This window comes from Halomonas almeriensis (genome assembly GCF_030409235.1).
GTDB classification, from domain to species: Bacteria; Pseudomonadota; Gammaproteobacteria; order Pseudomonadales; family Halomonadaceae; genus Halomonas; species Halomonas almeriensis.
Genome location: NZ_JAUFPO010000014.1, coordinates 47866 through 73376 on the forward strand (window position 1 = coordinate 47866; position 25511 = coordinate 73376).

The 25511-nt window shown below is 65.3% G+C and carries 22 protein-coding genes; 20 read left to right on the top strand and 2 right to left on the bottom strand.

Annotation, left to right across the window (positions count from 1 at the left end; genetic code table 11):
• The first annotated feature begins 125 nt into the window (after positions 1-125).
• The 17 genes from osmF (at position 126) to QWY74_RS12360 (ending at position 19717) form a co-directional block, all read left to right on the top strand.
• Complete coding sequence (gene osmF, locus QWY74_RS12280; RefSeq protein WP_290314417.1) at positions 126-1010, top strand: glycine betaine ABC transporter substrate-binding protein OsmF; 885 nt, start codon at positions 126-128, stop codon at positions 1008-1010.
• Positions 1011-1080: 70 nt separating this feature from the next.
• Entirely contained in the window at positions 1081-2244 is a 1164-nt protein-coding gene (locus tag QWY74_RS12285) for an ABC transporter permease (RefSeq protein ID WP_290314410.1), read from the top strand.
• The gene (locus tag QWY74_RS12290) at positions 2241-3224 is read left to right on the top strand and encodes an ABC transporter ATP-binding protein (protein WP_290314411.1); all 984 of its coding nucleotides are present in this window, start codon (positions 2241-2243) and stop codon (positions 3222-3224) included. Before QWY74_RS12285 ends, QWY74_RS12290 begins: the two co-directional genes overlap by 4 nt.
• Before the next feature lie 15 nt (positions 3225-3239).
• Positions 3240-4016, top strand: a complete 777-nt coding sequence (locus QWY74_RS12295) for an ABC transporter permease (RefSeq protein WP_290314412.1) — start codon at positions 3240-3242, stop codon at positions 4014-4016.
• A gap of 161 nt (positions 4017-4177) precedes the next feature.
• Positions 4178-5419, top strand: a complete 1242-nt coding sequence (locus QWY74_RS12300) for a thiamine pyrophosphate-dependent dehydrogenase E1 component subunit alpha (protein WP_290314413.1) — start codon at positions 4178-4180, stop codon at positions 5417-5419.
• A 1-nt stretch (position 5420) separates the two neighbouring features.
• Positions 5421-6398, top strand: a complete 978-nt coding sequence (locus tag QWY74_RS12305) for an alpha-ketoacid dehydrogenase subunit beta (protein ID WP_290314418.1) — start codon at positions 5421-5423, stop codon at positions 6396-6398.
• Between the two features lie 22 nt (positions 6399-6420).
• Entirely contained in the window at positions 6421-7734 is a 1314-nt protein-coding gene (locus QWY74_RS12310) for a 2-oxo acid dehydrogenase subunit E2 (protein WP_264826833.1), read from the top strand.
• Positions 7735-7880: 146 nt separating this feature from the next.
• On the top strand, positions 7881-8138 hold the full coding sequence (locus QWY74_RS12315) for a type II toxin-antitoxin system RelB/DinJ family antitoxin (protein WP_264826834.1): 258 nt from the start codon (positions 7881-7883) through the stop codon (positions 8136-8138).
• 57 nt (positions 8139-8195) lie between these two features.
• Complete coding sequence (locus tag QWY74_RS12320; protein WP_290314414.1) at positions 8196-8399, top strand: type II toxin-antitoxin system YafQ family toxin; 204 nt, start codon at positions 8196-8198, stop codon at positions 8397-8399.
• A gap of 195 nt (positions 8400-8594) precedes the next feature.
• Positions 8595-10439, top strand: a complete 1845-nt coding sequence (locus QWY74_RS12325; RefSeq protein WP_264826836.1) for a protein kinase domain-containing protein — start codon at positions 8595-8597, stop codon at positions 10437-10439.
• A 260-nt stretch (positions 10440-10699) separates the two neighbouring features.
• Positions 10700-14428, top strand: a complete 3729-nt coding sequence (locus QWY74_RS12330; protein ID WP_290314415.1) for an ATP-binding protein — start codon at positions 10700-10702, stop codon at positions 14426-14428.
• A complete protein-coding gene (locus QWY74_RS12335) occupies positions 14428-15054 on the top strand; it encodes a condensin complex protein MksE (RefSeq protein ID WP_141321298.1) in 627 nt (208 codons plus the stop codon). The genes QWY74_RS12330 and QWY74_RS12335 overlap by 1 nt, the downstream gene beginning before the upstream one ends.
• Before the next feature lie 8 nt (positions 15055-15062).
• A complete protein-coding gene (locus tag QWY74_RS12340) occupies positions 15063-16337 on the top strand; it encodes a DUF445 domain-containing protein (protein WP_290314416.1) in 1275 nt (424 codons plus the stop codon).
• A complete protein-coding gene (locus tag QWY74_RS12345; protein WP_264826840.1) occupies positions 16334-17224 on the top strand; it encodes a DUF7281 domain-containing protein in 891 nt (296 codons plus the stop codon). The genes QWY74_RS12340 and QWY74_RS12345 overlap by 4 nt, the downstream gene beginning before the upstream one ends.
• A gap of 71 nt (positions 17225-17295) precedes the next feature.
• Positions 17296-18066, top strand: coding sequence for a 5-oxoprolinase subunit PxpA (locus QWY74_RS12350; RefSeq protein WP_264826842.1), 771 nt, complete (start codon positions 17296-17298; stop codon positions 18064-18066).
• A complete protein-coding gene (gene pxpB / locus QWY74_RS12355; RefSeq protein WP_264826843.1) occupies positions 18063-18779 on the top strand; it encodes a 5-oxoprolinase subunit PxpB in 717 nt (238 codons plus the stop codon). The genes QWY74_RS12350 and pxpB overlap by 4 nt, the downstream gene beginning before the upstream one ends.
• On the top strand, positions 18776-19717 hold the full coding sequence (locus QWY74_RS12360) for a 5-oxoprolinase subunit C family protein (RefSeq protein ID WP_264826844.1): 942 nt from the start codon (positions 18776-18778) through the stop codon (positions 19715-19717). Before pxpB ends, QWY74_RS12360 begins: the two co-directional genes overlap by 4 nt.
• A 14-nt stretch (positions 19718-19731) precedes the next feature.
• On the opposite strand, the gene QWY74_RS12365 is transcribed toward QWY74_RS12360, so the two are convergent.
• Entirely contained in the window at positions 19732-19947 is a 216-nt protein-coding gene (locus tag QWY74_RS12365) for a ribbon-helix-helix domain-containing protein (RefSeq protein WP_264826845.1), read from the bottom strand.
• 285 nt (positions 19948-20232) lie between these two features.
• The gene (gene csiR, locus QWY74_RS12370; protein WP_264826846.1) at positions 20233-20919 is read right to left on the bottom strand and encodes a DNA-binding transcriptional regulator CsiR; all 687 of its coding nucleotides are present in this window, start codon (positions 20917-20919) and stop codon (positions 20233-20235) included.
• 563 nt (positions 20920-21482) lie between these two features.
• On the opposite strand from csiR, the gene QWY74_RS12375 reads away from it, so the two are divergent.
• The 3 genes from QWY74_RS12375 to cysD all read left to right on the top strand — a co-directional run bounded on the left by QWY74_RS12375 (position 21483) and on the right by cysD (position 25393).
• Positions 21483-23246, top strand: a complete 1764-nt coding sequence (locus QWY74_RS12375; protein WP_264826847.1) for an SLC13 family permease — start codon at positions 21483-21485, stop codon at positions 23244-23246.
• A 202-nt stretch (positions 23247-23448) separates the two neighbouring features.
• Complete coding sequence (cysQ, locus tag QWY74_RS12380; RefSeq protein ID WP_264826867.1) at positions 23449-24258, top strand: 3'(2'),5'-bisphosphate nucleotidase CysQ; 810 nt, start codon at positions 23449-23451, stop codon at positions 24256-24258.
• 220 nt (positions 24259-24478) lie between these two features.
• Positions 24479-25393: a sulfate adenylyltransferase subunit CysD gene (cysD, locus tag QWY74_RS12385; protein ID WP_264826848.1), complete on the top strand. Its 915-nt coding sequence runs from the start codon at positions 24479-24481 to the stop codon at positions 25391-25393.
• The last annotated feature ends 118 nt before the right edge of the window (positions 25394-25511 follow it).

A 25511-nucleotide genomic window follows, 5' to 3' on the forward strand; every position in this document is an offset into this window, starting at 1 on the left:
ATCGCCATGGTGTTCCGACAGTCTGGTATGTGGCACTTTATACTTCACCCGACATTCCCGACCAGCAGGTGCTAATGATGAACTCGTCTCTCACGCGTTTTGCCGCCCTGGCGGCCGGTGGCCTGATGGCCCTGTCCATGACGGCCCAGGCCGACACCCCGAAAGAGGGCGATCCGGTGGTCGTGGCCTCCAAGATCGACACCGAAGGCTCGGTGCTGGGGCAACTGATCCTGCAGCGCCTGGAGAACAACGGCATCAAGGTGGAAAACAGCCTGCAGCTTGGCACCACCAGCATCGTGCGCGAGGCCCTGACCTCCGGCGAGATCGACCTCTACCCCGAGTACACCGGCAATGGCGCCTTCTTCTTCGACATGGCCGACAGCGATGTGTGGAAGAATGCCGAGGATGCCCATGCGACCGTCAAGGCCGAGGATCGCAAGCGCAACGGCCTGGTCTGGCTGACCCCGGCCGACGCCAACAACACCTGGGCGATCAGCCTGAGGGGCGAGCTGGCACGCCAGAACGAGCTCACCAGCCTCGAGGATCTGGCGGCCTATCTGGATGATGGCGGTGACTTCAAGCTGGCAGCCAGTGCCGAGTTCATCGAGTCGCCCCAGGCGCTGCCGGCCTTCCAGGATGCCTACGGCTTCGAACTCAGCGACGACCAGCTGCTGGTGCTCTCCGGCGGCAACACCGCCGCCACCATGCGCGCCGCCGCCCAGCAGACCAGTGGTGTCAATGCCGCCATGACCTATGGCACCGACGGCGGCCTTCAGGCACTCGACCTGGTGGTCATGGACGACACCCTGGGCGTTCAACCGATCTACCAGCCCGCCCCGGTGATTCGCGAGTCGGTGCTCGAGACCTATCCCGAGATCGAAAGCCTGCTGGCACCGGTCTTCGAGGCCCTGGACCGCGACACCCTGCAACGTCTCAACGGCAATGTGGCCGTCAAGGGGCTTCCCCCGGCGGATGTGGCGGCCGACTTCCTCGAGTCGCTGTCCGACTGACTTCGACTGGAGAGGCGCCGATCAAGCGCCTCTCGTGAATTCCTGAACATCTGAATGGCTGAGCGGCTTGATGCGAGAGGGAGCAGGGTCCAATAGCGTGCTGGTCAGTCTGATGCTGGTACTGCTGGTCAGCTGGCTTGGCCTGGATGCGGTCAGTGTGGCCGCCAACCGTATTGTTCCCGGAGAGGGCATCGGCCTGGGCGGTGTGGCCGGCTGGCCGGGCATTCTGCTCAGCGTTGCGCCCATGCTCGGCGTGTTGTGGCTGGCCTGGCGGCCGAGCCCCGGGCGCCTGCGGGTGGCGCTGCTGCTGGTCATGGCGATGCTCGCGGCCCTGCCCGTATGGCTGGTGGTGGCGGCCGCGCTGACGGTAGACCCGGCACTTCCCCAGTCGCGTCTGTCCATCGGCCCCGCCGTATGGCTGGCGCTCTTCATGCTGTTGCTCTCGCGTATCGAGTTGCGCGGCCGTATCCGTGTGCCGCGCTGGCAGGGGGCGCTGCTCGACCTCCTGCCTCTGCTCAGCCTGGGGCTGTGCCTGCTGACGGCTCTCGAGCCCCTGGCGCTGCGTCAAGAATACTTGGCGCGAGAGCCGGCCTTCATCGCGGCCATCGGCGAGCACCTGTTGCTGGTCAGTGTCGCTGTGCTGGTCAGTCTTTCGCTGGGCGTGGGGCTGGCCATGGCCATGCGCCGCTGGCCGAGCGCCCAGCGTTTCGGCTTCACGCTGCTCAACTTTCTGCAGACCATCCCCAGCCTGGCCCTGTTCGGCCTTTTGCTGGCGCCATTGGCCTGGCTGTCCAATCGCTTCGAGTGGATCGATGCACTGGGCGTCAGTGGCATCGGCTGGGCGCCGGCGCTGCTGGCGCTGGTCGCCTACAGCCTGCTGCCCATGGTCCGCAACACCTATGTGGCCCTAGAGGAAGTGGACCCGGGCGTTATTGATGCCGCCCGTGGCATGGGCATGAGCCGCGCCCAGATCTTTCGCCAGGTACGTCTGCCCCTGGGCCTGCCGGTATTGCTCGAGGGTATTCGCATCACCACGGTTCAGGCCATCGGCCTGACCGCCGTGGCTGCGCTGATCGGGGCCGGCGGGCTGGGGCGCTTCATCTTTCAGGGGCTGGGACAGGCGGCCATGGACCTGGTGCTGCTGGGCGCCTTGCCGATTCTGATCATGGCCCTGCTGGCCGATGCCCTGCTGGGCGCCCTGACCGAACGACTGCGACCCGGAGGCCTGCGGTGATCGAATTGATGCAAGTCAGCAAGCGTTTTGGCGACGCTCTGGCGGTGGACGACGTTTCGCTGAATATAGCCCGGGGCGAGCTGTGTGTGCTGATCGGAACCTCGGGGTGTGGCAAGTCGACGACCCTGCGCATGATCAATCGTCTGATCGAACACAGCGCCGGGGAAATCCACCTGGAAGGGCAGCCGGTGCGCGAGTTCCGCGAGGAAGTGCTGCGCCGGCGCATCGGCTATGCCATCCAGAGTACCGGGTTGTTCCCGCACTGGACGGTGGCGCGCAACATTGGCCTGGTGCCGGGCCTGCTCAAGTGGCCACGGGCGCGCATCCGCGAACGGGTCGAGGAACTCATGGCGCTGCTAGGGCTCGAGGTGGCGGAGTTTGCCGACAAGTACCCCAGTCAGCTTTCCGGCGGCCAGGCCCAGCGGGTCGGCGTGGCCCGGGCCCTGGCCGCCGACCCGGACATCCTTTTGATGGACGAACCCTTCGGCGCCCTCGACCCGATCACCCGGGAGTCGCTTCAGGACGAGCTGATTCGCCTCCAGGCCCGGCTCAACAAGACCATCGTCTTCGTCACCCACGACATGGACGAAGCCCTGCGGCTGGCAGATCGTCTGGTGGTCATGAATCAGGGTCGCATCATCCAGCAGGGCCATCCGCTCGAACTGCTGCGCCGGCCCGCCGATGGTTTTGTCGAGTCGCTGCTGGGTGGTGAGGATCGCGGCCTCAAGGAAGCGGCCCTGCTGCCGGTCAGCCAGCGCATGGTAGCGCTGGACGACGCGCCGCCGGATGAGCAACAGGTGGCGCAGCATGCCACCCTGCGCGAGGCGCTGTCGATCATGCTGTGGCGCCATACCGAGCGCCTGACCGTGGTCGATGAGGCGGGCCGGCCAGTGGGGCAGTTGTATCTGGCACAGCTCGTGGGCATTAACGGCGAGGCCTCGGGGAGGGGGCATGACCGCCACCACCGAGCCGCCGGCTAAGGGCAGGGTACCGTCATGAATCACACCGCTTCTACGGCGACTCGTTCGTCGCCCTGCGCCAACGGGTCTGCGGCAAGGCGCTGGCTGGCCCCCCTGGCTTGGCTGTTGCTGTTGACATACGCCTGCTGGGGCATGCCGTGGCTTGAGCCGTTGTTTCGCCTGGTCGAGCCCGATAGCCGCGACGTCATCTATGCCAGGGCCGACTTCTTCCTGCTGCTGGGTCGTCATATGTTGGTCGTAGGCGTTGCCGCCCTGCTGGCGATCGGCATCGGCGTGGCCGCCGCCATTGCCGTGACGCGCCCAGCGGGCCGCGACTTCCTGCCCATGGTCAGTCAGCTGGCCTCCATGGGACAGACCTTTCCGCCCGTGGCCGTACTGGCGCTGGCCGTGCCGGTGCTCGGCTTCGGCACCCTGCCGGTCATCGTCGCGCTGTTGCTCTACGGCCTGCTGCCCATCGTGCGCAATACCCTGGCCGGCCTGGAAGGCATCGATGGCGGGGTGGCGGAAGCCGCCCGCGGCATGGGCATGACCGGTGGCCAGCGGCTGCTTCGGGTCGAGCTGCCGCTGGCCGCTCCCATCATCCTGGCCGGCATCCGTACCTCGGTGACCATCAACATCGCCACCGCCGCCATCGGCTCCACGGTGGGCGCCAGCAACCTCGGCGACCCCATCATCTCGGGCATCGTCAACGGCAACATCGCCTATGTGCTGCAGGGCGCGCTGCTGATCGGCCTGCTCGCGCTGAGCGTCGACAGCCTCTTTGCGCGCTTGCAGCCCGCTTCCCCGCAATAGCTGCCAGCCTGAATGGCTGGTCAGCTACTTCCAACTTGGCTATTCTGCCTCTACAGTTTACGTTAACGTAAATCGAAAGCGCGGAATGTCGGGGCAACCCCCTGGCAGTCCGCCATGACAATGACAATACTTCCCCCAAAAGGGGCAAGGATGATCATCACATGACAACAAGACCCGACAGCACCATGCCGCCGGCGCCCATGACCGGCACACCGGAGTTTCTGGCCGGTGACGAATACCGCATCCCGACCTGGTGCGTCCTCGGCGAGGACGGTCGACCGCTCGAAGGCGCGCAAGCGCCGGACATCGAGCGCGACAAGGCGCGCCGCATCTATGAAGCCATGCTGGCCACCCGCGTGATGGACGAGCGCATGATGGCCGCCCAGCGCCAGGGGCGCCTGAGTTTCTACATGCAGTGCACCGGCGAGGAGGCCGCCGTGGTCGGCGCCACTGCCGCCCTCGACGATGCCGACATGATCATGGCGCAGTATCGCGAGCAGGGCGCGCTGGTCTATCGCGGCTTCAGCTTCGACGAGTTCATGAACCAGCTGTTCGGCAATCAGCTCGACTATGGCAAGGGCCGGCAGATGCCGATTCACTACGGCTCGCGCAAGCTGCACTATATGACCATCTCCTCGCCGTTGGGCACCCAGATTCCCCAGGCCACCGGCTATGCCTACGGCCAGAAGCTGGCCGGCAATGGCCTCTGCACCCTGGTGTTTTTCGGCGAGGGCGCCGCCTCCGAGGGCGATTTTCATGCCGCCCTGAACATGGCGGCGGTCCACGACGCGCCGGTGATCTTCTTCTGCCGCAACAACGGCTACGCCATCTCCACGCCCACCGTCGAGCAGTTTGCCGCCGACGGCGTGGCGCCCCGGGCACTCGGCTATCGCATGCATGTCATCCGCATCGACGGCAACGACATCCTGGCCGTCTACCGCGCCACCGAGGAAGCCCGGCGCATCGCCGTGGAGCACAACAAGCCGGTGCTCATCGAAGCCATGACCTATCGCCTGGCGGCTCATTCCTCCTCTGACGATCCCTCCGGCTACCGCTCGCGCAAGGAGGAGGAAGCCTGGCGCGAAAAGGACCCCATCCTGCGCATGAAACGCTGGTTGATCGAGCGCGACTGGTGGAGCGATGACGAGGAAAATGCCCGCCAGGACGAGCTGCGTCGCGAAGTGCTGGAGACCATGAAACGCGCCGAGAAGCGTCCGCCGCCCGACCTGGGCACCCTGGTCAGCGACGTCTACGCCGATGTCACCCCGGCCCTGCAGCGCCAGCTCGATGCCCTGACGGCGCATGTGCGTCGTTATCCGGATGCCTATCCCCGGGGAGCGAGCTCGCTGGACCCGGACGTCAAGGACAGCACGGATGTCACGACCGATCAGGGAGGCGCCTGAGATGCCCAACATGAACATGCTGCAGGCCATCAACCAGGCCCTGGACATCGCCATGGCCGAGGACGACAAGGTGCTGTGCTTCGGCGAGGACGTCGGCAGCTTCGGCGGGGTCTTCCGGGCCACCAGTCACCTGCAGGAAAAATACGGCCATGCGCGCTGCTTCAACACGCCGATCGTCGAGCAGGGCATCGTCGGCTTCGCCAATGGCCTGGCCTCGCAGGGCTCGGTGCCGGTGGCGGAGATCCAGTTCGCCGACTACATCTTTCCGGCCTTCGACCAGCTGGTCAACGAGACCGCCAAGTTCCGCTATCGCTCCGGCGACCTGTTCAACGTCGGCGGCCTGACCCTGCGCGCCCCTTATGGCGGCGGCATCTCCGGCGGTCACTATCACTCCCAGTCGCCGGAAGCCTATTTCGCCCACACGCCGGGCCTGAAGATCGTCATTCCGCGCAATCCCTACGAGGCCAAGGGCCTGCTGCTGGCGTCGATTCGTGACCCCGATCCGGTGCTGTTCTTCGAGCCCAAGCGGCTGTATCGCGCCTCCACCGGCGAGGTGCCCGAGGAGGACTATCAACTGCCCCTCGGCGAGGCGGCCGTTACCCGCGAGGGCAGCGATGTCACTTTGGTGGGCTGGGGCGCGCAGATGGAGGTCATCGAACGCGCCGTGGAACTGGCCGAGAAGGACGGCATTTCCTGCGAGGTCATCGATCTGCGCACCATCCTGCCCTGGGACGAGGACACCATCGTCGACTCGGTGCTCAAGACCGGCCGCCTGGTCGTCACCCACGAAGCGCCGCGCACCGGCGGCTTCGCCGGCGAGATCGCTGCCACCGTGCAGGAGCGCTGCTTCCTGTATCTCGAATCGCCCGTGATGCGAGTGACCGGCCTGGATACGCCCTTCCCGCAGACGCTGGAGAAGGAGTACCTGCCGGATCATCTCAAGATCCATGAAGCGATCCGCGCCAGCGTGAACTTTTGAGCCGATACCCAGGGAGACACCGATGACCCAGTTCAAGTTGCCCGATATCGGCGAAGGTATCGTGGAATGTGAAGTCGTTGAATGGCACGTGCAGGAAGGCGACAGCGTGGCCGAGGATCAGCCGGTGGTCGAGGTCATGACCGACAAGGCACTGGTCGAGATCACCGCGCCGGAAACCGGCACCATTACCCGGCTGCATGTGGCCAAGGGCGAGACCGCCCGGGTCCATGAACCCCTCTTTGCCTACGACGCCGAGGGCGGTGAGAGTGACGAAAGTACTGAAAGCGGCGAGAGCGGAGACAACGCCGAGCCCGCGGATGACGCCGAAGACGCGCAAGGCGAGGGCAGCGCGCCCGCTGACGCCACGCCACGCCCCGCATCGCCGCAGGCCGAAGCGCCAGCGGTAGCCCCGCCGGCAAGCGGCCGCGGCGCCTACGGGCGCATTCCGGCCAGCCCGGCGGTGCGGCGTCTGCTGCGCGAGAACGAGCTGCGCCTCGACCAGGTGCCGGGCTCCGGCAAGGACGGTCGCGTGCTCAAGGAAGACGTGCTGAGCTTTCTGGACGGCGCCGTGGCCACTCAGTCGGCCGAGAGCAACGCGGCCTCGAGCGGCCCGAGCCCCGCTGGCGAGGCCACGTCGCGTGTCGAGCCGCTGCGTGGTGTTCGCGCCGCCATGGCCCGACAGATGGTCGAGTCCGCCTCGACGATCCCGCACTTCCAGTACGGCGAGGAGATCGACGTCACCCGGCTGCTGGCCCTGCACGATCGCCTCAAGCCCCAGGCCGAGGCGCAGGAGACACGCCTGACGCTGATGCCGCTGTTCATGAAGGCGCTGGCGCTGGCCGTCCAGGCCCATCCGATTCTCAACAGCCGGCTCGACATGGAGGCCGGCGAGATCCACTACCAGTCGCACTGCAACATCGGCATGGCGGTGGACGGCAAGGCCGGCCTGATGGTGCCCAACGTCAAGCAGGTCGAGTCGCTGTCGCTGCTCGAGGTGGCCGCCGAGGTGCAGCGACTGACCACTGCGGCCCGCGAAGGGCGGGTATCCCGCGCCGACCTGCAGCAAGGCACCATCAGCATGTCCAACATCGGAGCCCTGGGCGGCACCTACGCCGCGCCCATCATCAATGCTCCGGAGGTCGCCATCGTCGCCATCGGCAAGACCCAGTGGCTGCCGCGCTTCGACGCCAACGGCGAGGTGGTCTCGCGGGCCATCATGACCGCCACCTGGGCCGGCGATCACCGCCTCATCGACGGCGGCACCATCGCCCGCTTCTGCAACGTCTGGAAGGGCTATCTGGAGGACCCGGAAACCATGCTGCTGTCGTTGCGCTGAATCGGCTTTAAATGATGAGGTGAAAACAAGGAGTCTGTTGAGGGAAAGGGAGCGTCAGCTCTGGTGATCACAAAGCAGTGGTGACAGGGAGGTACCACCCGACTATAATGTAGCTACAATGTAGCCACTAAATACAGGAGTCCATCATGAGTGCTGATACCGTGGTTCGCGCCCGCATTGACAGTGAAACCAAGGAGCGTGCCACTGCCGCTCTGGAGGCCATGGGGTTGTCCGTGTCCGACGCCATTCGGCTGCTGATGTTGCGAGTCGCCGATGAACAACGCCTGCCGTTTGCCGTACAGGTGCCCAATGCCACCACGGCCAAGGCACTGAAGGAGCTGGAAACCGGCAAGGGCAAACGCTTTGATAACGCGGATGCTCTGTACGATGATCTGGGGATCTGATGCTGACCCCGGTCCGTTCCAGCCAGTTCAAGCGGGATGTAAAGAAGGTCCAGGGATATGGACAAGTTGCGTGTGCTTCTGGGTCTGCTGCTTGAGCAAGCTCCCTTGCCGGATGCCTATCAGGACCATCCGCTGCGGGGAAACTGGAAGGGCTACCGTGATGCACACATTGAACCCGATTGGTTGCTGCTTTACTGCGTAATGGATGACGAACTGTACCTCGCTCGTACGGGTAGCCATGCCGATCTGTTCAGCGATTAGGCAGGGCGAGTCATTCCTGTCCATATCGGCAGGTGAACGTCATGAACCTGCGCACCCCCAAGCCCGCAGCAAGCGAGGGTAAACTGACCCTGGAATCTGCTGAGCCCCCAGGCCGCAGTTAAAGTAAGCGGTATAAACGCCTCGATTAAGCCAGGACTCTGGAGGTGGTTGGGGAAGACCGTGCAGGAAACGCCGATGACTCAACCGCCGCTCCAGCAGTTCTATATTCCGGAAGACCAGTCGGTCTATCTGCTGAGTCACGACGATGCGCGCAAGCTGCGCGAGTGGGTGGCGCTGTGCCAGGCGCAGCTCGAACAGCTCGGTTACCGCCATATCGAGCTGATCGGCAAGGGCGCCTACGGCTTCGTGTTCGCCGGGGTGACCGAGCATGGCGAGCAGTATGTCTTCAAGTTCACGCGGGTCACGCTGTCGCGCGAGATCCAGGATCGCCTCGAGGAAGAGGCCTTCATGCTCGAGCAGGTGGATCACCCCCATGTGCCGCGGCTGATCGCCTATCAACGCGTACGCCACCAGTCGATCCTGGTCATGGAGCGCGCCCCGGGCCTCAACCTCGAGGAAGTCTCGCGCCGCGAAGGGCGCCTGTCGCCGCGCCTGGTGGTGCGTATCGCCGACCAGCTGGCCGGCATCCTGCGCGCCCTGCGCGACGAAAACGGGCCGGCCGGGCGCCCGGTGGTGCACGGCGACATCAAGCCCTCCAACCTGGTCTTCGACGCCGACCGCGAGCGCGTCGCCCTGATCGACTGGGGCTCCTCGGTGTTCGCCCAGCTGGATGCCAACCAGCAGTTCGTCGCCACCAACGTCATGGAGCTGATGTCCGACAACCTGCAGCAGACCAATGCCCGGCTGGGGGATGTCTACTTCATCGGCGAGGAACAGCTCAACGGCGCGCTGTCGTCGCCCCGCTTCGACGAGCAGGGCGCCGCCGGCACCCTCTATGCGCTGGCCTCCGGCCAGTCGTGTCGCTTCGGCCATCGGGTCATTCCAGCCACTTCGCTTGGCCTGCCGCGGGAATTCGCGCGCCTGCTCGACGGCATGCTCGACCCCGACCCCGAGGTGCGCCGACGCGCCGGCGACTACTTCATTAGCGAGATGCCGCGCCTCGGCCGCCTGGTCATGCTTGACCTGCCCGAGCCGCCGGAAACCGCCCTGGTGCCGGTGTGGACGCGCTCGGCGGCCAGCGAGATCGACACCGTGGTCTACAGCTCCCGCAAGTCCTTCCTGCGCGAGGAAGGCGGCCGCGACAGCTTGAGCGAGGTCAACGACGTCCAGCTTGACCGCTACTACAAGAACTTCATGCAGGGTATGGGCGAGACCGAAAAGGCCTTCCTGGCCGCTGTCAGCCGGCTGGGCAGCTACCCCGTAGTGGGCGGCCTGGCGGTGCGCTGGGAGGCCGAAGGCGTCTACATCGACACCTCCCTGAACCTGCACGACCCGGCGCTCAAGCCGGCCTTCGTCGCCGCCGTCAACAACATGGTCAGCCTGGCCCGGGCCATTCACCGCCAGGGCATCTTCAAGAGCTGTCTGTTCAATGCCCGCGACACCCTGCACCTGGACCGCGAAGGCCCCGACCGACCCTTCGTGATCCCGCCGGACATTCGCCTGGCCTATGAAGTCAGCGACGTCCCCGAGCTCGAGGACCGCACCCGACTGCACAGCTACTTCGAGGACGGCCCCGACCCGGACGAATTCCTGGTCCTGCCCGAAGCCATCATCACCGCCCTGGAAGCCCTCAACGAGATCCACCACACCGGCATGATCATCTTCGAAGCGCTGCCCGAGCACCTCAAGATTCACAGCCACTACCGCCTGCTCGACCCCTCCCGGGAAGACGAATTCCGCCGACGCCTGGACGACATCCTCGACGCCGTGGCGCTGATCGAAGGCCTCGGCGTCTCCGGCTTCATGAAGATGCCCTACAAGGACACCCGCTTCTTCCCCCACCTGGCGCAACAACCCGAACGCTTCTACCCCCGCGACCCACGCGCCGCCCTGGCCGCCATGCAGGCCGACTCGCACTGACACCGGCGGCCGCCCATGAATGAGTTCGTGGTCGGACTCTGGCAAGATAAGGAACCATCAATCCCTCCTGCCATGGCGACATGCCACGGGTGACAGCGCGACGGGGACGGGGACAGGGACTGGCGAGGGTCTTTTGACAGGGATGTCAAAAGTAGCGCCCAGGGACGGGTTCACAGCGCCCTCGCCAGGACCTGGCGCCGGTCGCGCCCCCGCTGGCCGAGGGAGCAGTGATCGTCTATCTCAATGGACAAGGATGCAGCATGGCCCACTTACTCCGCATCGTGATGATTCACGGTCACCTGGATGGCGTCGTCGAACTGGATGTCGATGGCCACACCAACATCTGCGGCACCAATGCCTCCGGCAAGACCACGCTGCAACGCCTGGTACCGGTGTTCTACGGTGAGCTGCCGAACAAGGTGGTGCCGCGCACGCGCATGAAATTCGATGCCTTCTACCTGCCGCATCGCAACAGCTATCTGATCTACGAATACCGCCGCGAGGCCGGCAACGTCTGCCAGGCCGTGCTGACCCGCAAGAAGGAAGGCGGCGTCGAATACCGCTTCGTCGGCGCTTCCTATCGCCCCGAAGACTATCTGGTGGAAAGCCGGGAAGGCGTCGCGGCCCTGGAGACCGAGGCCTGGCTGGCCGGACTGCGTCGCCAGGGCATTCCTTTTTCCGCCAAGTGGAACGCCACCTCGGAATACCGCGCGGTCATCCAGAACGACTTCACCCAGCAACAGGGCAACCGCCGCGAGGCCCTGAAACTGCGCCAGACCGCCGCCCAGTTCAGCCTGGTCAAGCCCGAACGGCGCATCCGCCACATGGAGAAACTGATCTCCGCGGTGCATGCCAAGGAGGGCAAGATGGACACCCTCAAGACCATGCTGGCGGCCATCTTCGAGGAAGACGGCGTCGAACTGCCGGTCACCCGCATCCGCAGCACCAAGGCCCGCGAATGGATCGCCCAGATGCGCCAGTCCATGCGCCTGGCGCCGTTGCAGCAATCCCTGGCCGAGCTGGCCGAGGTCGACCGCGAGATCGCCGATCTCGAGACCACCCTGTGGCAACTCAAGCCCCAGCTGGAAGCCGACCGCCACCGTGCCGAACGCCAGCTCGCCGACAGCGAGGCCGATCTCAATACCCAGCAGCAAGCCTTCCAGGCCCGCGAGCAGGAGTACGAGCAGACCCGCGACCGGCTCAATGACCGCATCAGCGAACTGGCCAGCGAACTCGAGCGTACCCAGCGCAGCCTCAACGACCTGCAGCAGCAATACGAGGCCTACGCCGAGGCCGACATGCCGGCCCTGGAGCGCGACCTCGCCGAACTGCCGCAGTGGCGCGAGCAGGCCCGCCAGCTGCAGGAACACCTGACGGTGATGCAGGAGGCCACGGCGGCCAACCGCTCGCGCCTGGAAGCGCGACTGCGCGAACTCGCCGACGACCTCTCGCGGCGCAGCGAGGAAATCCAGGCCCGGCTCGACGAACTGGGCGACGCCCGGGCCGCGCGTCAGGAACAGCAGTGGGCCAGCGAGCGCGAGCTCGAGGAAAAGCACCAGACACGGCGCAGCGAACTGGAAGCCGGTTATCAGTCACGGCTCGAGGCGGGCATCGAGCGCCTCGCCGACCTCAAGGCGCAACTGGCCTCCACCGGCCAATCCAGCGACGAGGCCAGCGAGGCCGAGCTGGCCCAGACACGCGTCGACCAGGCGCAGAGCGATCGCCAGGCCGCCAATCAGCGACTCGATGGCCTGCGCCGCGAACACGAGACCCTGCGCCAGGAACGCGACAGCGCCGAACAGCAGCGCGAAACCGCCCGGCAGGACCTGGATCGTGCCCAGCAGCGCTGCCGCGACCTGGAAATCCAGCGCGATCCCAGCGAGGGCAGTCTGCGCCACTTCATGCGCTACCACCGGCCCGGCTGGGAACACCAGCTGGGCAAGGTCATTGCCCCCGAACTGCTGGAGCGTCACGACCTGTCGCCGCAGTTGACGGAGGCCGACCAGGACAACGACGGGCATGACGACCTGTTCGGCGTGAACCTGGACCTGACGGCCATCGAACTGCCCGATCATGCCCGCGACGAAGCCAGCCTGCATGCCGCCATCGAGGCCGCGGAAGCCGAGCAGGCGCGGGCCGAGGCCGACCTCAAGGCCACCGAGAAACAGCTCAAGGCCTGCCACGAACGCGTCCAGGGTGCCGATGAAAGCCTCAGCCAGGCGCGTCTGGCGCTCAAGCATGCCGATGCCGAGGTGGAGTACGCCCTGGACGCCCGGCATCAGATCCACGAGCGTCACCTGCAACAGCAGCAGGAGCGTCGCCGCGCCGCCGAACAGGCGCTGGCCGACCAGCAGGCCGCCGACGAGGCCCTGCGCGAGGAAAAGCGCCAGGCACTGACCACCCTCGACGACACCCACCAGTCCCAGCTGCTGGAGCTCAAGGCCGACGGCCAGAGCCAGCTGGCCGGCTTCGACGCCCGCATCGAGCAGTACCGCCAGCAGCTCGACGACCTCAAGGCCGAGCATCAGCGCCAACGCAAGGAGCTCGAAACCGCCTTCGACCAGGAGCTTCAGGAGCAGGGCGTCGACCCCGAGACACTGCGTTCGACCCGCCAACGCATCAGCGATCTGCAGGAGCGCATCCGCGTCACCGAGAGCCGCCGCGAGGAACTCGATGCCTACAGCCGCTTCATGCGGGTCGACTGGGGCCAGCGCAAGCCCGAACTGGTCGACCGCGAGGCCAGCCTGACCCGCGACAAGCAGAGCGCCGAACACCAGCGCGAGCAATGTCGCAGCGACTTCCAGGCCGCCCGGACGGCCCATCAGCAAGCCAGCAAGGCCCTCAAGTCACGCATCAACGCCGAGCGCGAGGTCATCGACGCCCTCAAGCCGCTGCTCGGCCAGCTCGACGGCCTGGGACTGGCCCCCGACGACACCGTCCAGCAGGCCGACGGTGAGGCACCCGGGGACGTTCACGAGCGCATCGAGCGCAGTCGTCAGGCGCTGGCCGATCGCAGCCGCGAAGTCGAGATGCTGCGCAAGGGCTGCGAGCAGGTCGAGAGCGACCTGATCAAGGGCGCCAGTGCCGGTTTCGTCGAGACCCTGGAGAACGAGCGGGCCAGGCTCAATGCCAGCTCTGGCCAGGCCGGCGAGTCGGGCCTCGACCCGCGTCGCCAGCTGCCCATGCTGCGCGGCATGCTGCAACTGCTCGAGGACCAGCAGCAACAGCTCATCCAGCAGGGCCGCAACCTGGGCGCCGACCTGGACAAGTTCTTCACCGTGTTTCGCGACCTCAACCGACGCATCAGCGCCCAGAGCCGCCGGCTCTCCGAAGAAGTCGCCGATGACCTGCGGCTGGACGGCATCAACAAGGCAGAGGTCAAGATCCAGTCGACCATCGACGAGCTCGGCTTCTGGGAGCCGCTCAAGCGCTTCGCCCAGTTGTATCGTGACTGGCGCAATTCCTCCCGCGAGCTGCCGGGGGACGACTACCTGGACGCCCTGGCCGATGTCGTCGACCTGCTGCGCCACGATCAGCAGTACAGCTTCGAGAGCCTGCTGCGCCTGGAACTGCACCTCAACGAGGGCGGCACCGACCTGGTCATCAAGAGCGACCGCCAGCTGCTCGAGTCCTCGAGCCACGGCATGGCCTACCTGATCCTGTGCAAGTTCCTGCTGGCCTTCACCCGGCTGCTGCGCGGCTCGGCGGAGATCGCCATTCACTGGCCCATCGACGAGATCGGCACGCTGGCCTATCACAACGTCGAGACCCTGTTCGATGCCTGCGACAGCAATCGCATTCATATCGTCGGCGCCTTCCCCAACCCGGAGTCCGACGTGCTGCTGCTGTTCCAGCATCGCTACCTGATCGACCGTGACAACGAGGACGCCGGCCGGCGTCGCCTGAAACGCATCGAGCCGCGGCTCAGCCGCCTGGCCGAGCGCCTGCAGCAACGCACTGCCGAATCCACCGCGGAGGAGTTCACCTGATGATCGAACATGGCCCCCTGCTCGAGCGCCTGCTGGCCGGCGAGTTCGTCTGCGCGGTGAGCGATGATCACGCCTTTCGGCGGCTGCAGGACGAGGACACCCGCGAGCAGATCGACACCTATCTGCGCCCGCTCAACCGGCGTCTGGCTACCAATGCCGAGGGCAGCGTCTATTTCCTGGCCTGGCGTCAGTTGAACGACGAGGCCCGCGACCAGCTGTCCCGCCAGCTCGGCGAGGTGCTGCACAGCCTGATGCCGATGCTCGAGTGGCTGCAGCTGATGCAGGAAGCCCTGGGCCACGATGCCCTGGTGGCCCCCGGCGATGTGCTCAAGCCCGCCGAGCTCAGCGCCCGCTGCGAGGACAACCAGAGCCTGCGCGAACAGCTCGAGCGCCTGGCCGGCGACAGCTTCTTCGGCTCCCAGAGCGACCAGCTCGACGCCCAGATGAAGCAGGTCTTCAAGCGTCTTCGCGAGCACGGCTACGTGCTCCAGCCCCACGCCGACCGCCAGGTCTATCTGGTCACCGGCAAGGTCGATTATCTGGTCGACCTGGTGCGCCTGATCCGCGACGAGGAGAACCTGCCCATCGAGGATGAAATGCCCCAGGCCCAGGAAAATCTGTTATGAGCTCCAGGATGCCATCAACGGAGGCGCGCCCGGCCGAGGATCACGCTGACCACCAGCTGGAAGGCCGGCTGGCCAGCACCGGGGTGGAGCGTCTGGCCTTGCTGGGCAAGCACGCCGAGGCGCTGATGCAGGGCTACAGCCGCGACGAGGTACCGCTGGCCAATCTCAGCGAGCGCGCCCTCAACAAGCTGCTGGCGGCGCGCATCGTCTGGCGCCCCGACGAGCAGGGCGGCGTCAAGCTGGCCCCGCGCGTGCGCGAACTGATCGCCGAGATGCTGGCCGACGAAACCCGCCGCCAGGTCAACGCCGACGTGGGCGAGACCCTGGAGCTGTTGCGCAGCCTGGTACAGAGTTACCGCGAAGCCCAGAGCCAGGGCGAATACTGGCGCCAGGAACAGCAGCTGCTGCGCCTGCGCCAGGCGCTGGACGACCTCAATGGCCGTTTCGCCGACGCCATCGACAGCCTCTGGCAGCGCCTCAACAGCGACTTCGGCTTCGTCAGCCGCCTCAACGACAAGATCCGCGAGAACGACCGTGCCCAGAAGCAGATCGTGCGCCTGCTCGACGGCTTGCAACTGATCGACTTCGACGAGCTCATCGAGCTGGTCGGCAGCGACGGCGGCCTGCGCAAGCTCTTGATCAGTCAACTGCAGCGCCAGGTCAGCCAGCACTACACCAGCCTGCGCGAGGTGCAGAGCCGGCTCACCGAACTCATGGCCCGCTTCCGCCAGCAACAGTCGCGCAGCCGACTGGTCAGTGGCATGGCGGCCTTCCTGCGCGAGCACCCCAACTTCGTGCCCGGCAACTATGCCCGGCGCAGCGAGGTGCCCGACCTGGTCAACCAGGCCACCGCCCTGAATGCCGCGGCGTCCCCGGCACTGGATCACCAGTCGGACACTCGCGTCATCACCGAACTGCTGCACGAGCTTCCCCGCCCACAGCAGCCCAGCCGCGATGCCACCAGCGCCGGGCCGGCCGCGGTCGAAACCACCGGCCTGGTGGCCGCGCGCCAGCAGGCGCTCAAGGATGACGTGGAGCGCTTCTACCTGGCCGTCATCGACCAATCCGCCGAGGCGGGCATCAGCGCCCTGGATTATCTGCACCAAAGCGACATGACCTGGGGCGAGGAAATCTGGCTCTTCCAGGTCATCGCCGAATACCAGAGCCTGCCTCGCAGCGAACAGGCTGCCTTCAGGCTGCAACAATCGGAAAGCCGCGCCAGTCAATTCAATGACCTGCGGCTGATCCACGACGTTACCCTCCGACTGGCGAGATCCGCATGACCGATACCCTCGACAAGCGCACTCATGGCTGGCTCGGCGATATCCAGGACAGGCTGCGTCGCCAACCCTGTGTCGAGAAGTCGCTCGAGCTCGGCGCCTGCCAGGCCTTCATCGCCTGGTGCGATCAGCACGGCCTGGACCTGGAGCTCTATCAGCGCCATCAGGTGCTGCGTTTCGACCGGCAGCTGATGCGCAAGGTGCAGGCGTTGCTCGAAAGCCTCGGCCAGCTGCCGCTGGGCGAGAGCACTTCGGGCCGTACCACCGCCGAACAGGCCCGGTCCAGCCATCAGGAAGACAAGGCACAGCGCCAGGGACCGCGCGCCCACCGCGTGCTGCTCAACACGCCCGCGACCACAGTGCGTCCGGGTATCGGCGCCCGAGAGCGCGAGATTCTCGATGTCGACTGGCGCGAGCTCGACCTGACCGCCTTCGATGTGCTGCTGATGATCGAGAATCTGGACAGCTTCCATGAGCCGGCCGGTGCCCTGGACGCCCTGGCGGACCATGCGCGCCCACTGATCGTCTATCGCGGCGATCGCCACTATGGCGGCGGCTTCCGGGAGCTTGCCCGCGCCTGGGCCGCCACCGGCAAGCCGCTGCTGGGACTCGGCGATTTCGACCCGCGCGGCCTGCGCATCGTCCTCGGCAGCGGGGCCACCGGGCTGCTGCTGCCACCCTTGGCTTGGCTGCAGGAAAACGCCACCCGGGCCCACGTGCCCGCCGAGCAACTGCCCGATCAGCCGGCACTGCGCAAGCATCGCGACCAGTTGCCGGCCGCGCACCCGTTGGGGGACTATCTGGCATTGCTGCTCGACGAGCAGCGCGGGCTCAAGCAGCAGTGGTTCACGTCGCCGCTGGTGGTGGTCGGGGCGAGAGGGCAGAAGTAAGAGGAAAGAGGGAAGAGGGAAGCAAAAGAAGCGGAAGAGGCAGCACCATCATCGATGAGGGGACGATGCGCATGCGCGAGTTATTGCTGAACGCCGATATGGGCGAGAGCTTCGGGGCCTGGACCATGGGGCTGGATGCTCATGTCATGCCGTATGTCGATCTGGCCAATGTGGCCTGCGGCTTTCATGCCTCGGACCCGGATGTCATGCGGCGCACGGTGCGCCTGGCCGCGGAACATGGCGTCAGCGTCGGTGCGCACCCGGCCTATCCCGACCTGGTCGGCTTCGGCCGGCGCTCGATGGCCTGTTCACCGGAGGAAATCGAGAATTTCGTGCTCTACCAGCTCGGGGCGCTGGCTGCCATCTGTCACGCCGAAGGGCTGACGCTGGCCTACATCAAGCCGCACGGGGCGCTGTACAATGACATGATGCGTGACCATGACCGCCTGGCCGCGGTGATGCGCGCTATCCAGGCCTTCGATCCGGCGTTGCCGCTGATGGTCATGGCCACCCGCGACAACGGCGCCGAGGAGACGCTGGCCGGCAACCATGGCATCACCCTGTGGCGTGAGGCCTTCGCCGACCGCGCCTATGACGGGGCAGGGCGCCTGGTCGCGAGAAGCGAGCCGGGGGCCGTGCATCGTAAGCGCCACGCCATCGTCGATCAGGCGACGCGCATCGCTCGGGGCGAGGCGCTGATCGCCAATGATGGCAGCGAGCTGTATCTGAATGCCGACACCCTCTGCGTGCACGGCGACAATGCCGAGTCCATCGCCGCCATTGCCGCCATCCGTGCGGCCCTGGCGGCGGAGGGACGCGCCTCCGGAGGTGACGGGGCATGACGCCGGCACTGCCGAGGATCGAGTCCGCCGGCCTGGATGGCTGGATGGTGCGCCTCTTCGATGACATCGACGAGGCCAACATGCCCTGGCTGACGGCACTGGTACGCCAGTGTGAGGCGAGTCTGAGCGATGCCCTGGTGGATCTGGTGCCGTCCTACACCACGCTGCTGGTCATCTTTGACCCCCTGGTCATCGCGCCGGGGGACGTCCGGCAACGCCTGCAGCAGCTGCTGGCCAACCTCGAGCCCGATGACAGCAGCGCGGCAGCCGACGTCGTCGAACTGCCCACCTGGTACGACACTCGGGTCGGCCCGGAGCTCGAGCGTATCGCCGAGCGGGCCGGGATGAGCATCGAACAGGTCATCGAGGCCCACAGCCAGACGGAATACCGCGTCTTTGCATTGGGTTTTGCGCCGGGCTTCGCCTTCATGGGGCGGGTCGCCGAGACCATTGCCTGCCCGCGTCTGGACACTCCGCGCCAACGCCTGCCCGCCGGCAGCGTGGCCATCGCCGAACGCCAGACCTCGGCCTATCCGCAGGTCTCGCCGGGTGGCTGGAACCTGATCGGCCGCACCCCGGCCGTGCTCTTCGATCGGCATCGCGACGGCTTCAGCCTGCTCCGGGTGGGCGATCGCGTGCGTTTCGTGCCGGTATCGCAAGCCGAGTTCGAACAGCTTGGCGGCAATAGCCAACCCACAGAGGCCCGGGCATGAGTGCGCCACAGACGCTATTCGAGGTTCGCCGCGCCGGCCCGCTGGCACTATTGCAGGATGCCGGCCGCTTCGGCGTGCGGCGCCTGGGCGTGACCCAGGGCGGGCCGGCCGATGCACACGCCTGGGCCTGGGCCAATCAGCTCGTCGGCAATGCCTGGGGCACCACCGGGCTGGAAATCACCATGGGCGGGCTCGAGCTGGTGTGCCGGGCCGAGGCCATCATTGCGGTCTGTGGGGCGGACCTGGGTTCCAGCCTGGATGGCGAGGCCCTGCCGCTGTGGCAAGGCCTGCGGGTGGAAGCCGGCCAGCGCCTGTCCTTCCAGCAGCCGGTCAACGGCCTGCGAGCCTATCTGGCGGTCGCCGGCGGCTTCGAGGCCGAGCAGGTGCTCGGCAGCACCGCCACGGTCACGCGTGAAGGCCTGGGCGGCCTGCATGGTGACGGCCAGCCGCTGCAGGAGGGCGACCGGCTTGCTCGCGCCGCCGGTCCGACCGGACTTCAGCCCGGCCAACGGGCGCCGGCGGATGCCATCATCGACTATCGGCAGGCGCCACGATTGGCGCTGATCCCCGGGGCCCAGGTGGCTGCCTTCGAGGGCAGCAGCCTCTATCAGGCCTTCAACGCGACCTGGCAGGTCGATGACCGCGCCGACCGCATGGGCGTTCGCCTGCGCGGCCCGGAGCTGAAATGCCGCTCGGGCGGCATGATCTCGGAAGGCATCGGCCCAGGCGCCGTCCAGGTCCCTCCGGACGGCCAGCCCATCGCACTGCTCAACGACCGCCAGACCATTGGCGGCTACCCGCGCCTCGGGGCGCTGACGCCGCTGGCCTGCGCCCGACTGGCACAATGCCTGCCCGGCCAGCAGGTGCGCCTGCAGCCCACCAGCCTGGAACAGGCCAGCCGCGCCTATCGGGCCTTTCGCAGTCGTTTCGGAACCTGACGCCCAGTCTCTGCTCAGATCCCTAGACCGCTCTCCCGCAACAACTGATCGATCGATAGATCGGACGGCTTGCGGTGGGGCGTCTCCTCGAACATCAACTCGGACTCCAGCTGACCGACGCCGTCACGCACCAGGCGCTCGATCAGCTCGGTCTTGGAAAACCCCGTGCGCTCGGCCAGGCGCTCCAGGCGGGTCTCCAGCTCCTGCGAGAAACGAAGAAAATGCGGCATGATGCAATCTCCTGAGGTGATCAGGCCCAAACTATCTCCTTGATGTGACAAAGCGTTGACATCAATAAGAGGTCACATCATCCGATCCTTCTCTCCCGCGTTGTAAGCATTTTGGATGAGCCCCGCCTCTCCGCGCTTTCAGCGAATAGTAGATGCCGATCACTCGCGTTCATAGACGAAAAGCGGAGTACCCGGTTTGCTATTGGATGTTGAACATGGCCACCATGGTGGTGGCCTTCCCCAAGGCGGTGATCCTGGGGTTACTTACGGCTTAAGGCTTACAGCTTAAAGCTCATCGCTGCGCGCCATCACGTCCTCGATAATCGGCACCGGGGTCATCAGGTGTTCCTGCATCATGCGACACGCGGTGTCGCTGTCGCGGGCGAGGATGACCTCGACCAGGGCGGCGTGTTCCTGACGCTTGCGTTCCAGGGCTTCCTCGGACAGGACCGTCTCGCGCAGCCACAGGTGGCGATAGCGCTCCACCTGATCGAACAGCGTGTCACGCAGTTGCAAGAGGTTGGGGGAGTTGCAGCCCTCGGCGATGGCGGTGTGAAAGGCCTTATGTCGCGCGTCCCATACATCCAGCATTTCCTCGGGGCTCTGGACCTCCACCACCTTGCTCAGCGTATGCGCCTTCGCCAGCACATCGGCCTCCCAGGCATCATCGCCGCGCTGAATCGCCAACTCCAGCACCAGCCGTTCGAGTTGCGCCCGCGCATCGTAGAGATCGGCGAGCTCGGCCCGCGACATCGTCGCCACCCGGTACCCGCGCTGACTGATCGCCACCACCAGACGCTCCGCCACCAGCTGTGACAGCGCCTCCCGCAACGGCCCGACACCCAGCCCGTAGCGATCCTTCAAGCGACTCATCACCAGCTTCTCACCCGGCTGAAACACCCCCCGGATGATATCCTGCTTGAGCCCGCGATACGCCCCGACCCCCAGATTCTGCTTCGCGCTAGTCTCCATGACACCGCTCACTGCCGAAGTGAACCGACATGATACGTCAAGACAGCGGGGTGGGGAGAGGGGGAGAGCGCCTCTTACGAGTGAAGAAGGAAGAACGGCGCTGCGCGCCTTTAAGAGGGAAGAAAACCCTTGACGTCACGACCCCGCTGGCACTGGCCTGACTTCTTCCTTCTTCCTTCTTCCTTCTTCCTTCTTCCTTCTTCCTTCTTCCTTCTTCGAGCCCCGCTCCCCACGCTTAGGCCCTGCCTGCATATTGTCAGCAATCCGAGACATTACACATCCGGTATCGCTTATGGTCTGATAGGCAGGTTCGTCTGCGTGTGACGGTCAGGTTACGGAAATTCACGCTTTCGAAGGGCCGCAGAAGGGCCTCTTGAGGCTACGTGGCTGGCCGTGGCCGGCGTTAATCCATAGAATGATTTCGGGCTAGCGGAGCGGCGTAAAGACTTCATGCCGAGGCGCTGAGCCTCGCCAAACAATCAAGGCATCACAGGGCAGGGGAATACGCCCGTAACAATCCCGGGGCGGTAGCGTGCCTGAACGCATGAGGAGCAGTCTCTAACATGGCACTGGATGCCTGGCTCAGTATTTTCAGCGTGGTCGCCGTTCTGGTGGCCCTGGCAGCAACCCGTGTCGCGCCCGATGCGATCCTCATGGCAGCTCTGGCCTTTCTGGTGGTCAGCGGCGTGCTGGCGCCGGCCGAGGCCCTGGTGGGCTTTTCCAACACCGGGGTGATGACTATCGCCGCCCTCTATGTGGTGGCAGCGGGCCTCAAGGAAACCGGGGCTGTGCAGTGGGTGGCCAATGCACTGCTGGGCCAGCCAAGTACTCTAAAGAAGGCCCAGTTGCGGGTCATGCTGCCGGCTTCGAGCCTCAGTGCTTTCATGAACAACACCACCGTGGTGGCCATGTTTATACCGGCTCTGCAGGAGTGGTCGCGCAAGCTCAAGATGCCGCCTTCCAAGCTGCTGCTGCCGTTGAGCTACACGGCGATCCTGGGCGGCACCTGCACCCTGATCGGCACCAGCACCAACCTGGTGGTCGATGGCCTGCTGCAGAGCGAAAAGGGTGTGTCACTGGGGATGTTCGAGCTGGCACAGGTTGGCCTGCCTATGCTGCTGGTTGGTGGCACCTTCCTGATGCTGTTTGCCGACCGCCTGTTGCCGCGCCGCGAGGGGCTGATCGAGCAACTGGACCTGGCCCGCGAGTATAGTGTCGAGTTCGTGGTCACCGAGGGCGGGCCGCTGGCCGGCAAGACGATTTCCGAGGCCGGGCTGCGTAACCTCCAGTACGGCTATCTGACCGATATCGAACGCGACGGCCGGTTGATGACCGCCGTACCGCCCGAAACCCAGCTCGAAGGCGGCGATATCCTGGTCTTCATCGGCGCGCCGGAGCTCGCTCGCGAGCTGCGCCAGGTGCGCGGTGTCAGCCCCGGCAGCGACGACATTCACAAGCTCGACGTTGCCAACCACCACCGTTGCCTGGTCGAGGCGGTGATCAGCCCGGACTTCACCGGGGTCGGCCAGACCGTGCGCGAAGCCCGGGTGCGTTCACGCTTCCAGGCGGTCATTCTGTCGATCTCGCGCCAGGGCCGGCGCCTGCCCGGCAAGGTCGGCGATATCCGCCTGCAGGTGGGCGACACCCTCTTAATGGAAACCGGTCACGACTTCGTCGACCAGTACCGGTATCGCCGTGACTTTCTGCTGGTCAGTGCTCTGAACGACTCCACGCCGCCCAGCTTTCACAAGGCCCCTGTTGCCCTGGGTGTGCTCGGTGCCATGGTCGCGGCCGCCGGGGTCGGCCTGCTGTCGATCTTCGAGGCCGCGTTGCTCGCCGGCGGCGGCATGTTGGCTACGGGCTGCATCACTGTCAGCAAGGCGCGTCGCTATATCGACCTTTCAGTGCTTACGGTCATCGCCGCTTCCTTCGCGCTCGGCGCCGCCATGACCAGTTCCGGCGCCGCCCAGGTCATCGCCGGCGGTGTCGTCACCGACAGCATGTCGCCCTGGCTGGCCCTGGCGCTCATTTACCTGCTGACCACAGTGTTCACGGAGATCATCACCAACAACGCCGCCGCCGTGCTGATGTTCCCCATCGCCATGTCGGTCGCCGACCAGCTCGGCGTAAGCTACATGCCCTTTGCCATCGCCATCATGTTCGCCGCCTCCGCCAGCTTCATGACCCCGCTCGGCTACCAGACGAACTTGATGGTCTACGGCCCCGGCGGCTACCGCCTGATCGACTACCTCCGCCTCGGCGCCCCGCTCAGCCTGCTCGTCGGTAGCACCGCCGTAGGGCTGATACCGATGGTGTGGGGGTTTTGAGCAAAGAACGAAGAAAGAAGAGGGAAGAGGGAAGAGGGAAGAACCCCCCATAAAATAGAGCTCAAGGGTTTCCTTCCCTCTTAAAGCGGCTTCAGCCGCGCTCTTCCCTCTTAATTCTTACGCAGCCGCGCTCTTCCTTCTTCTTCCAACACACTCACAGCTGGACCAGGAGCCCCCCTTGCCCCATTTCGTAACCGATGAGATGCGTCAGCGTTTGCTGGCGGGTGTTGAAGCTGCGGGCCGTGAGGTCCTGACGGTGTACAACCGCACCTATGAAGTCGAGACCAAGGACGACGATAGCCCGCTGACTGAGGCGGATATGGCGTCGCATCATGCGCTTGTCGCGTTGCTGGAGACGGTGACGCCGGAAGTGCCGGTGCTTTCCGAGGAGTCCGGCGACATTCCCTACGCGGAGCGCCAGGAGTGGGACCGCTACTGGTTGATCGACCCGCTTGACGGCACCAAGGAATTCATCAAGAAAAACGGTGAGTTCACCCTGAACATCGCGCTGGTGGAAAACGGCGACCCGGTGTTCGGCATCGTCCACGCCCCGGTACTGGAAACCAGTTGGATCGGCCAGGTCGGCGAAGGCGCCATGAAGGTTGAAAAGGGCAGCGCCCGCGAGATCCAGGTGCACGCTCTGCCGGAAGCAGGTGCCGAGCCCTGGAAGGTCGTCGGCAGCCGCTCCCACGGCGCCGAATCCTTCGAAGCCTTCTGCGCCCGCCTGCCGGAGCACGAACGCGTCTCCATGGGCAGCTCGCTCAAACTGTGCCTGGTCGCCGAAGCAAAGGCCGACCTCTACCCACGCCTCGCCCCGACCTGTGAATGGGACACCGCCGCCGCCCAGGCCGTGGTCGTCGCCGCCGGCGGCCAGGTACTCAACGCTGAAACACTTGAACCCCTACGCTGCAACCAGCAGGATTCGGTGTTAAACCCACACTTCATCGTCTGCGGACAACGCGACGAACGGTGGACGACGGCCCTGCGGGCCAGTCTCCAGAAGGAAGAATGAAGAAGGAAGAGGGAGGTCTAAGAGGGAAGAGGTAAAAAAGAAGAGGTAAGAAGCCACCATGATCAGAGTTTAAGGGTTTTCTTCCCTCTTCAAGGCGCGAAGCGCCGTACTTCCCTCTTCAAGCGGCGTTAGCCGCGGTCTTCCCTCTTGACTCTTTTCGAGGCGCGTAGCGCCTAGCGTCCACCCACAGGCCTATCTTCGACCCAACGGACCAACCGCTATGGAAATAACTCCTGAACGCCAGACTCACCTCAAGCAGCTTGAGGCGGAGTCGATTCATATCATTCGCGAGGTGGCTGCCGAGTTTCGTAACCCGGTCATGCTGTACTCCATCGGCAAGGACTCCTCGGTGATGCTGCACCTGGCGCGCAAGGCCTTCTACCCCGGGCCGCCGCCGTTTCCGTTGATGCACGTCAACACCACCTGGAAATTCAAGGAAATGATCAAGTTCCGTGACGAGATGGCGGAAGCCGCCGGCATGGAGCTCATCGAGCACATCAACCAGGAAGGTGTCGAAGCCAACATCAACCCCTTCGATCACGGCAGCTCCAAGTACACTGACGTGATGAAGACCCAGTCGCTGAAGATGGCGCTGGACAAGTACCAGTTCGACGCCGCCTTCGGTGGCGCCCGCCGCGACGAGGAAGCCAGCCGCGCCAAGGAGCGAGTCTTCTCCTTCCGCGACAAGCACCACCGCTGGGACCCGAAAAACCAGCGCCCGGAGCTGTGGAACGTCTACAACTCCAAGGTCAACAAGGGCGAGTCGATCCGCGTCTTCCCGCTCTCCAACTGGACCGAGCTGGATATCTGGCAGTACATCTACCTCGAATCCATCCCCATCGTCCCGCTGTACTACTCCGCCCCGCGCCCGGTGGTCAACCGCGACGGCATCGACATCATGGTCGACGACGAGCGCCTGCCGCTGGAAGAAGGCGAAGTCCCGGAAGAGAAGTGGGTCCGCTTCCGCACCCTCGGCTGCTACCCGCTGACCGGCGCCGTCGAATCCCACGCCACCACACTCCCCGAGATCATCCAGGAAATGCTCCTGACCAAGACCTCGGAACGCAGCGGCCGCGCCATCGACCACGACCAAGCCGGCTCCATGGAGAAGAAGAAGAGGGAAGGCTACTTCTGAGGCGCGTAGCGCCTCAGAAGAGCCACGAGCCTCGAGCAGCGAGATACGAGCTGCGAGTTACGAGGAACGAGCAAAACTTTAGAGCCGAGCTACGAGTAACGAGAGGCGAGCAACCTCA

Bases quoted from the DNA above. Each gene is read 5' to 3' on its own strand.
- QWY74_RS12320 (WP_290314414.1), top strand. From the start codon at position 8,196: ATGGACAAGTTGCGTGTGCTTCTGGGTCTGCTGCTTGAGCAAGCTCCC.
- QWY74_RS12345 (WP_264826840.1), top strand. From the start codon at position 16,334: ATGACCGATACCCTCGACAAGCGCACTCATGGCTGGCTCGGCGATATC.
- QWY74_RS12350 (WP_264826842.1), top strand. From the start codon at position 17,296: ATGCGCGAGTTATTGCTGAACGCCGATATGGGCGAGAGCTTCGGGGCC.
- QWY74_RS12365 (WP_264826845.1), bottom strand. From the start codon at position 19,947: ATGCCGCATTTTCTTCGTTTCTCGCAGGAGCTGGAGACCCGCCTGGAG.
- QWY74_RS12295 (WP_290314412.1), top strand. From the start codon at position 3,240: ATGAATCACACCGCTTCTACGGCGACTCGTTCGTCGCCCTGCGCCAAC.
- pxpB (WP_264826843.1), top strand. From the start codon at position 18,063: ATGACGCCGGCACTGCCGAGGATCGAGTCCGCCGGCCTGGATGGCTGG.
- QWY74_RS12300 (WP_290314413.1), top strand. From the start codon at position 4,178: ATGACAACAAGACCCGACAGCACCATGCCGCCGGCGCCCATGACCGGC.
- cysD (WP_264826848.1), top strand. From the start codon at position 24,479: ATGGAAATAACTCCTGAACGCCAGACTCACCTCAAGCAGCTTGAGGCG.
- QWY74_RS12285 (WP_290314410.1), top strand. From the start codon at position 1,081: ATGCGAGAGGGAGCAGGGTCCAATAGCGTGCTGGTCAGTCTGATGCTG.
- osmF (WP_290314417.1), top strand. From the start codon at position 126: ATGGCCCTGTCCATGACGGCCCAGGCCGACACCCCGAAAGAGGGCGAT.
- QWY74_RS12335 (WP_141321298.1), top strand. From the start codon at position 14,428: ATGATCGAACATGGCCCCCTGCTCGAGCGCCTGCTGGCCGGCGAGTTC.
- QWY74_RS12325 (WP_264826836.1), top strand. From the start codon at position 8,595: ATGACTCAACCGCCGCTCCAGCAGTTCTATATTCCGGAAGACCAGTCG.
- QWY74_RS12315 (WP_264826834.1), top strand. From the start codon at position 7,881: ATGAGTGCTGATACCGTGGTTCGCGCCCGCATTGACAGTGAAACCAAG.
- csiR (WP_264826846.1), bottom strand. From the start codon at position 20,919: ATGGAGACTAGCGCGAAGCAGAATCTGGGGGTCGGGGCGTATCGCGGG.
- cysQ (WP_264826867.1), top strand. From the start codon at position 23,449: ATGCGTCAGCGTTTGCTGGCGGGTGTTGAAGCTGCGGGCCGTGAGGTC.
- QWY74_RS12310 (WP_264826833.1), top strand. From the start codon at position 6,421: ATGACCCAGTTCAAGTTGCCCGATATCGGCGAAGGTATCGTGGAATGT.
- QWY74_RS12330 (WP_290314415.1), top strand. From the start codon at position 10,700: ATGGCCCACTTACTCCGCATCGTGATGATTCACGGTCACCTGGATGGC.
- QWY74_RS12305 (WP_290314418.1), top strand. From the start codon at position 5,421: ATGCCCAACATGAACATGCTGCAGGCCATCAACCAGGCCCTGGACATC.
- QWY74_RS12340 (WP_290314416.1), top strand. From the start codon at position 15,063: ATGCCATCAACGGAGGCGCGCCCGGCCGAGGATCACGCTGACCACCAG.
- QWY74_RS12360 (WP_264826844.1), top strand. From the start codon at position 18,776: ATGAGTGCGCCACAGACGCTATTCGAGGTTCGCCGCGCCGGCCCGCTG.
- QWY74_RS12375 (WP_264826847.1), top strand. From the start codon at position 21,483: ATGGCACTGGATGCCTGGCTCAGTATTTTCAGCGTGGTCGCCGTTCTG.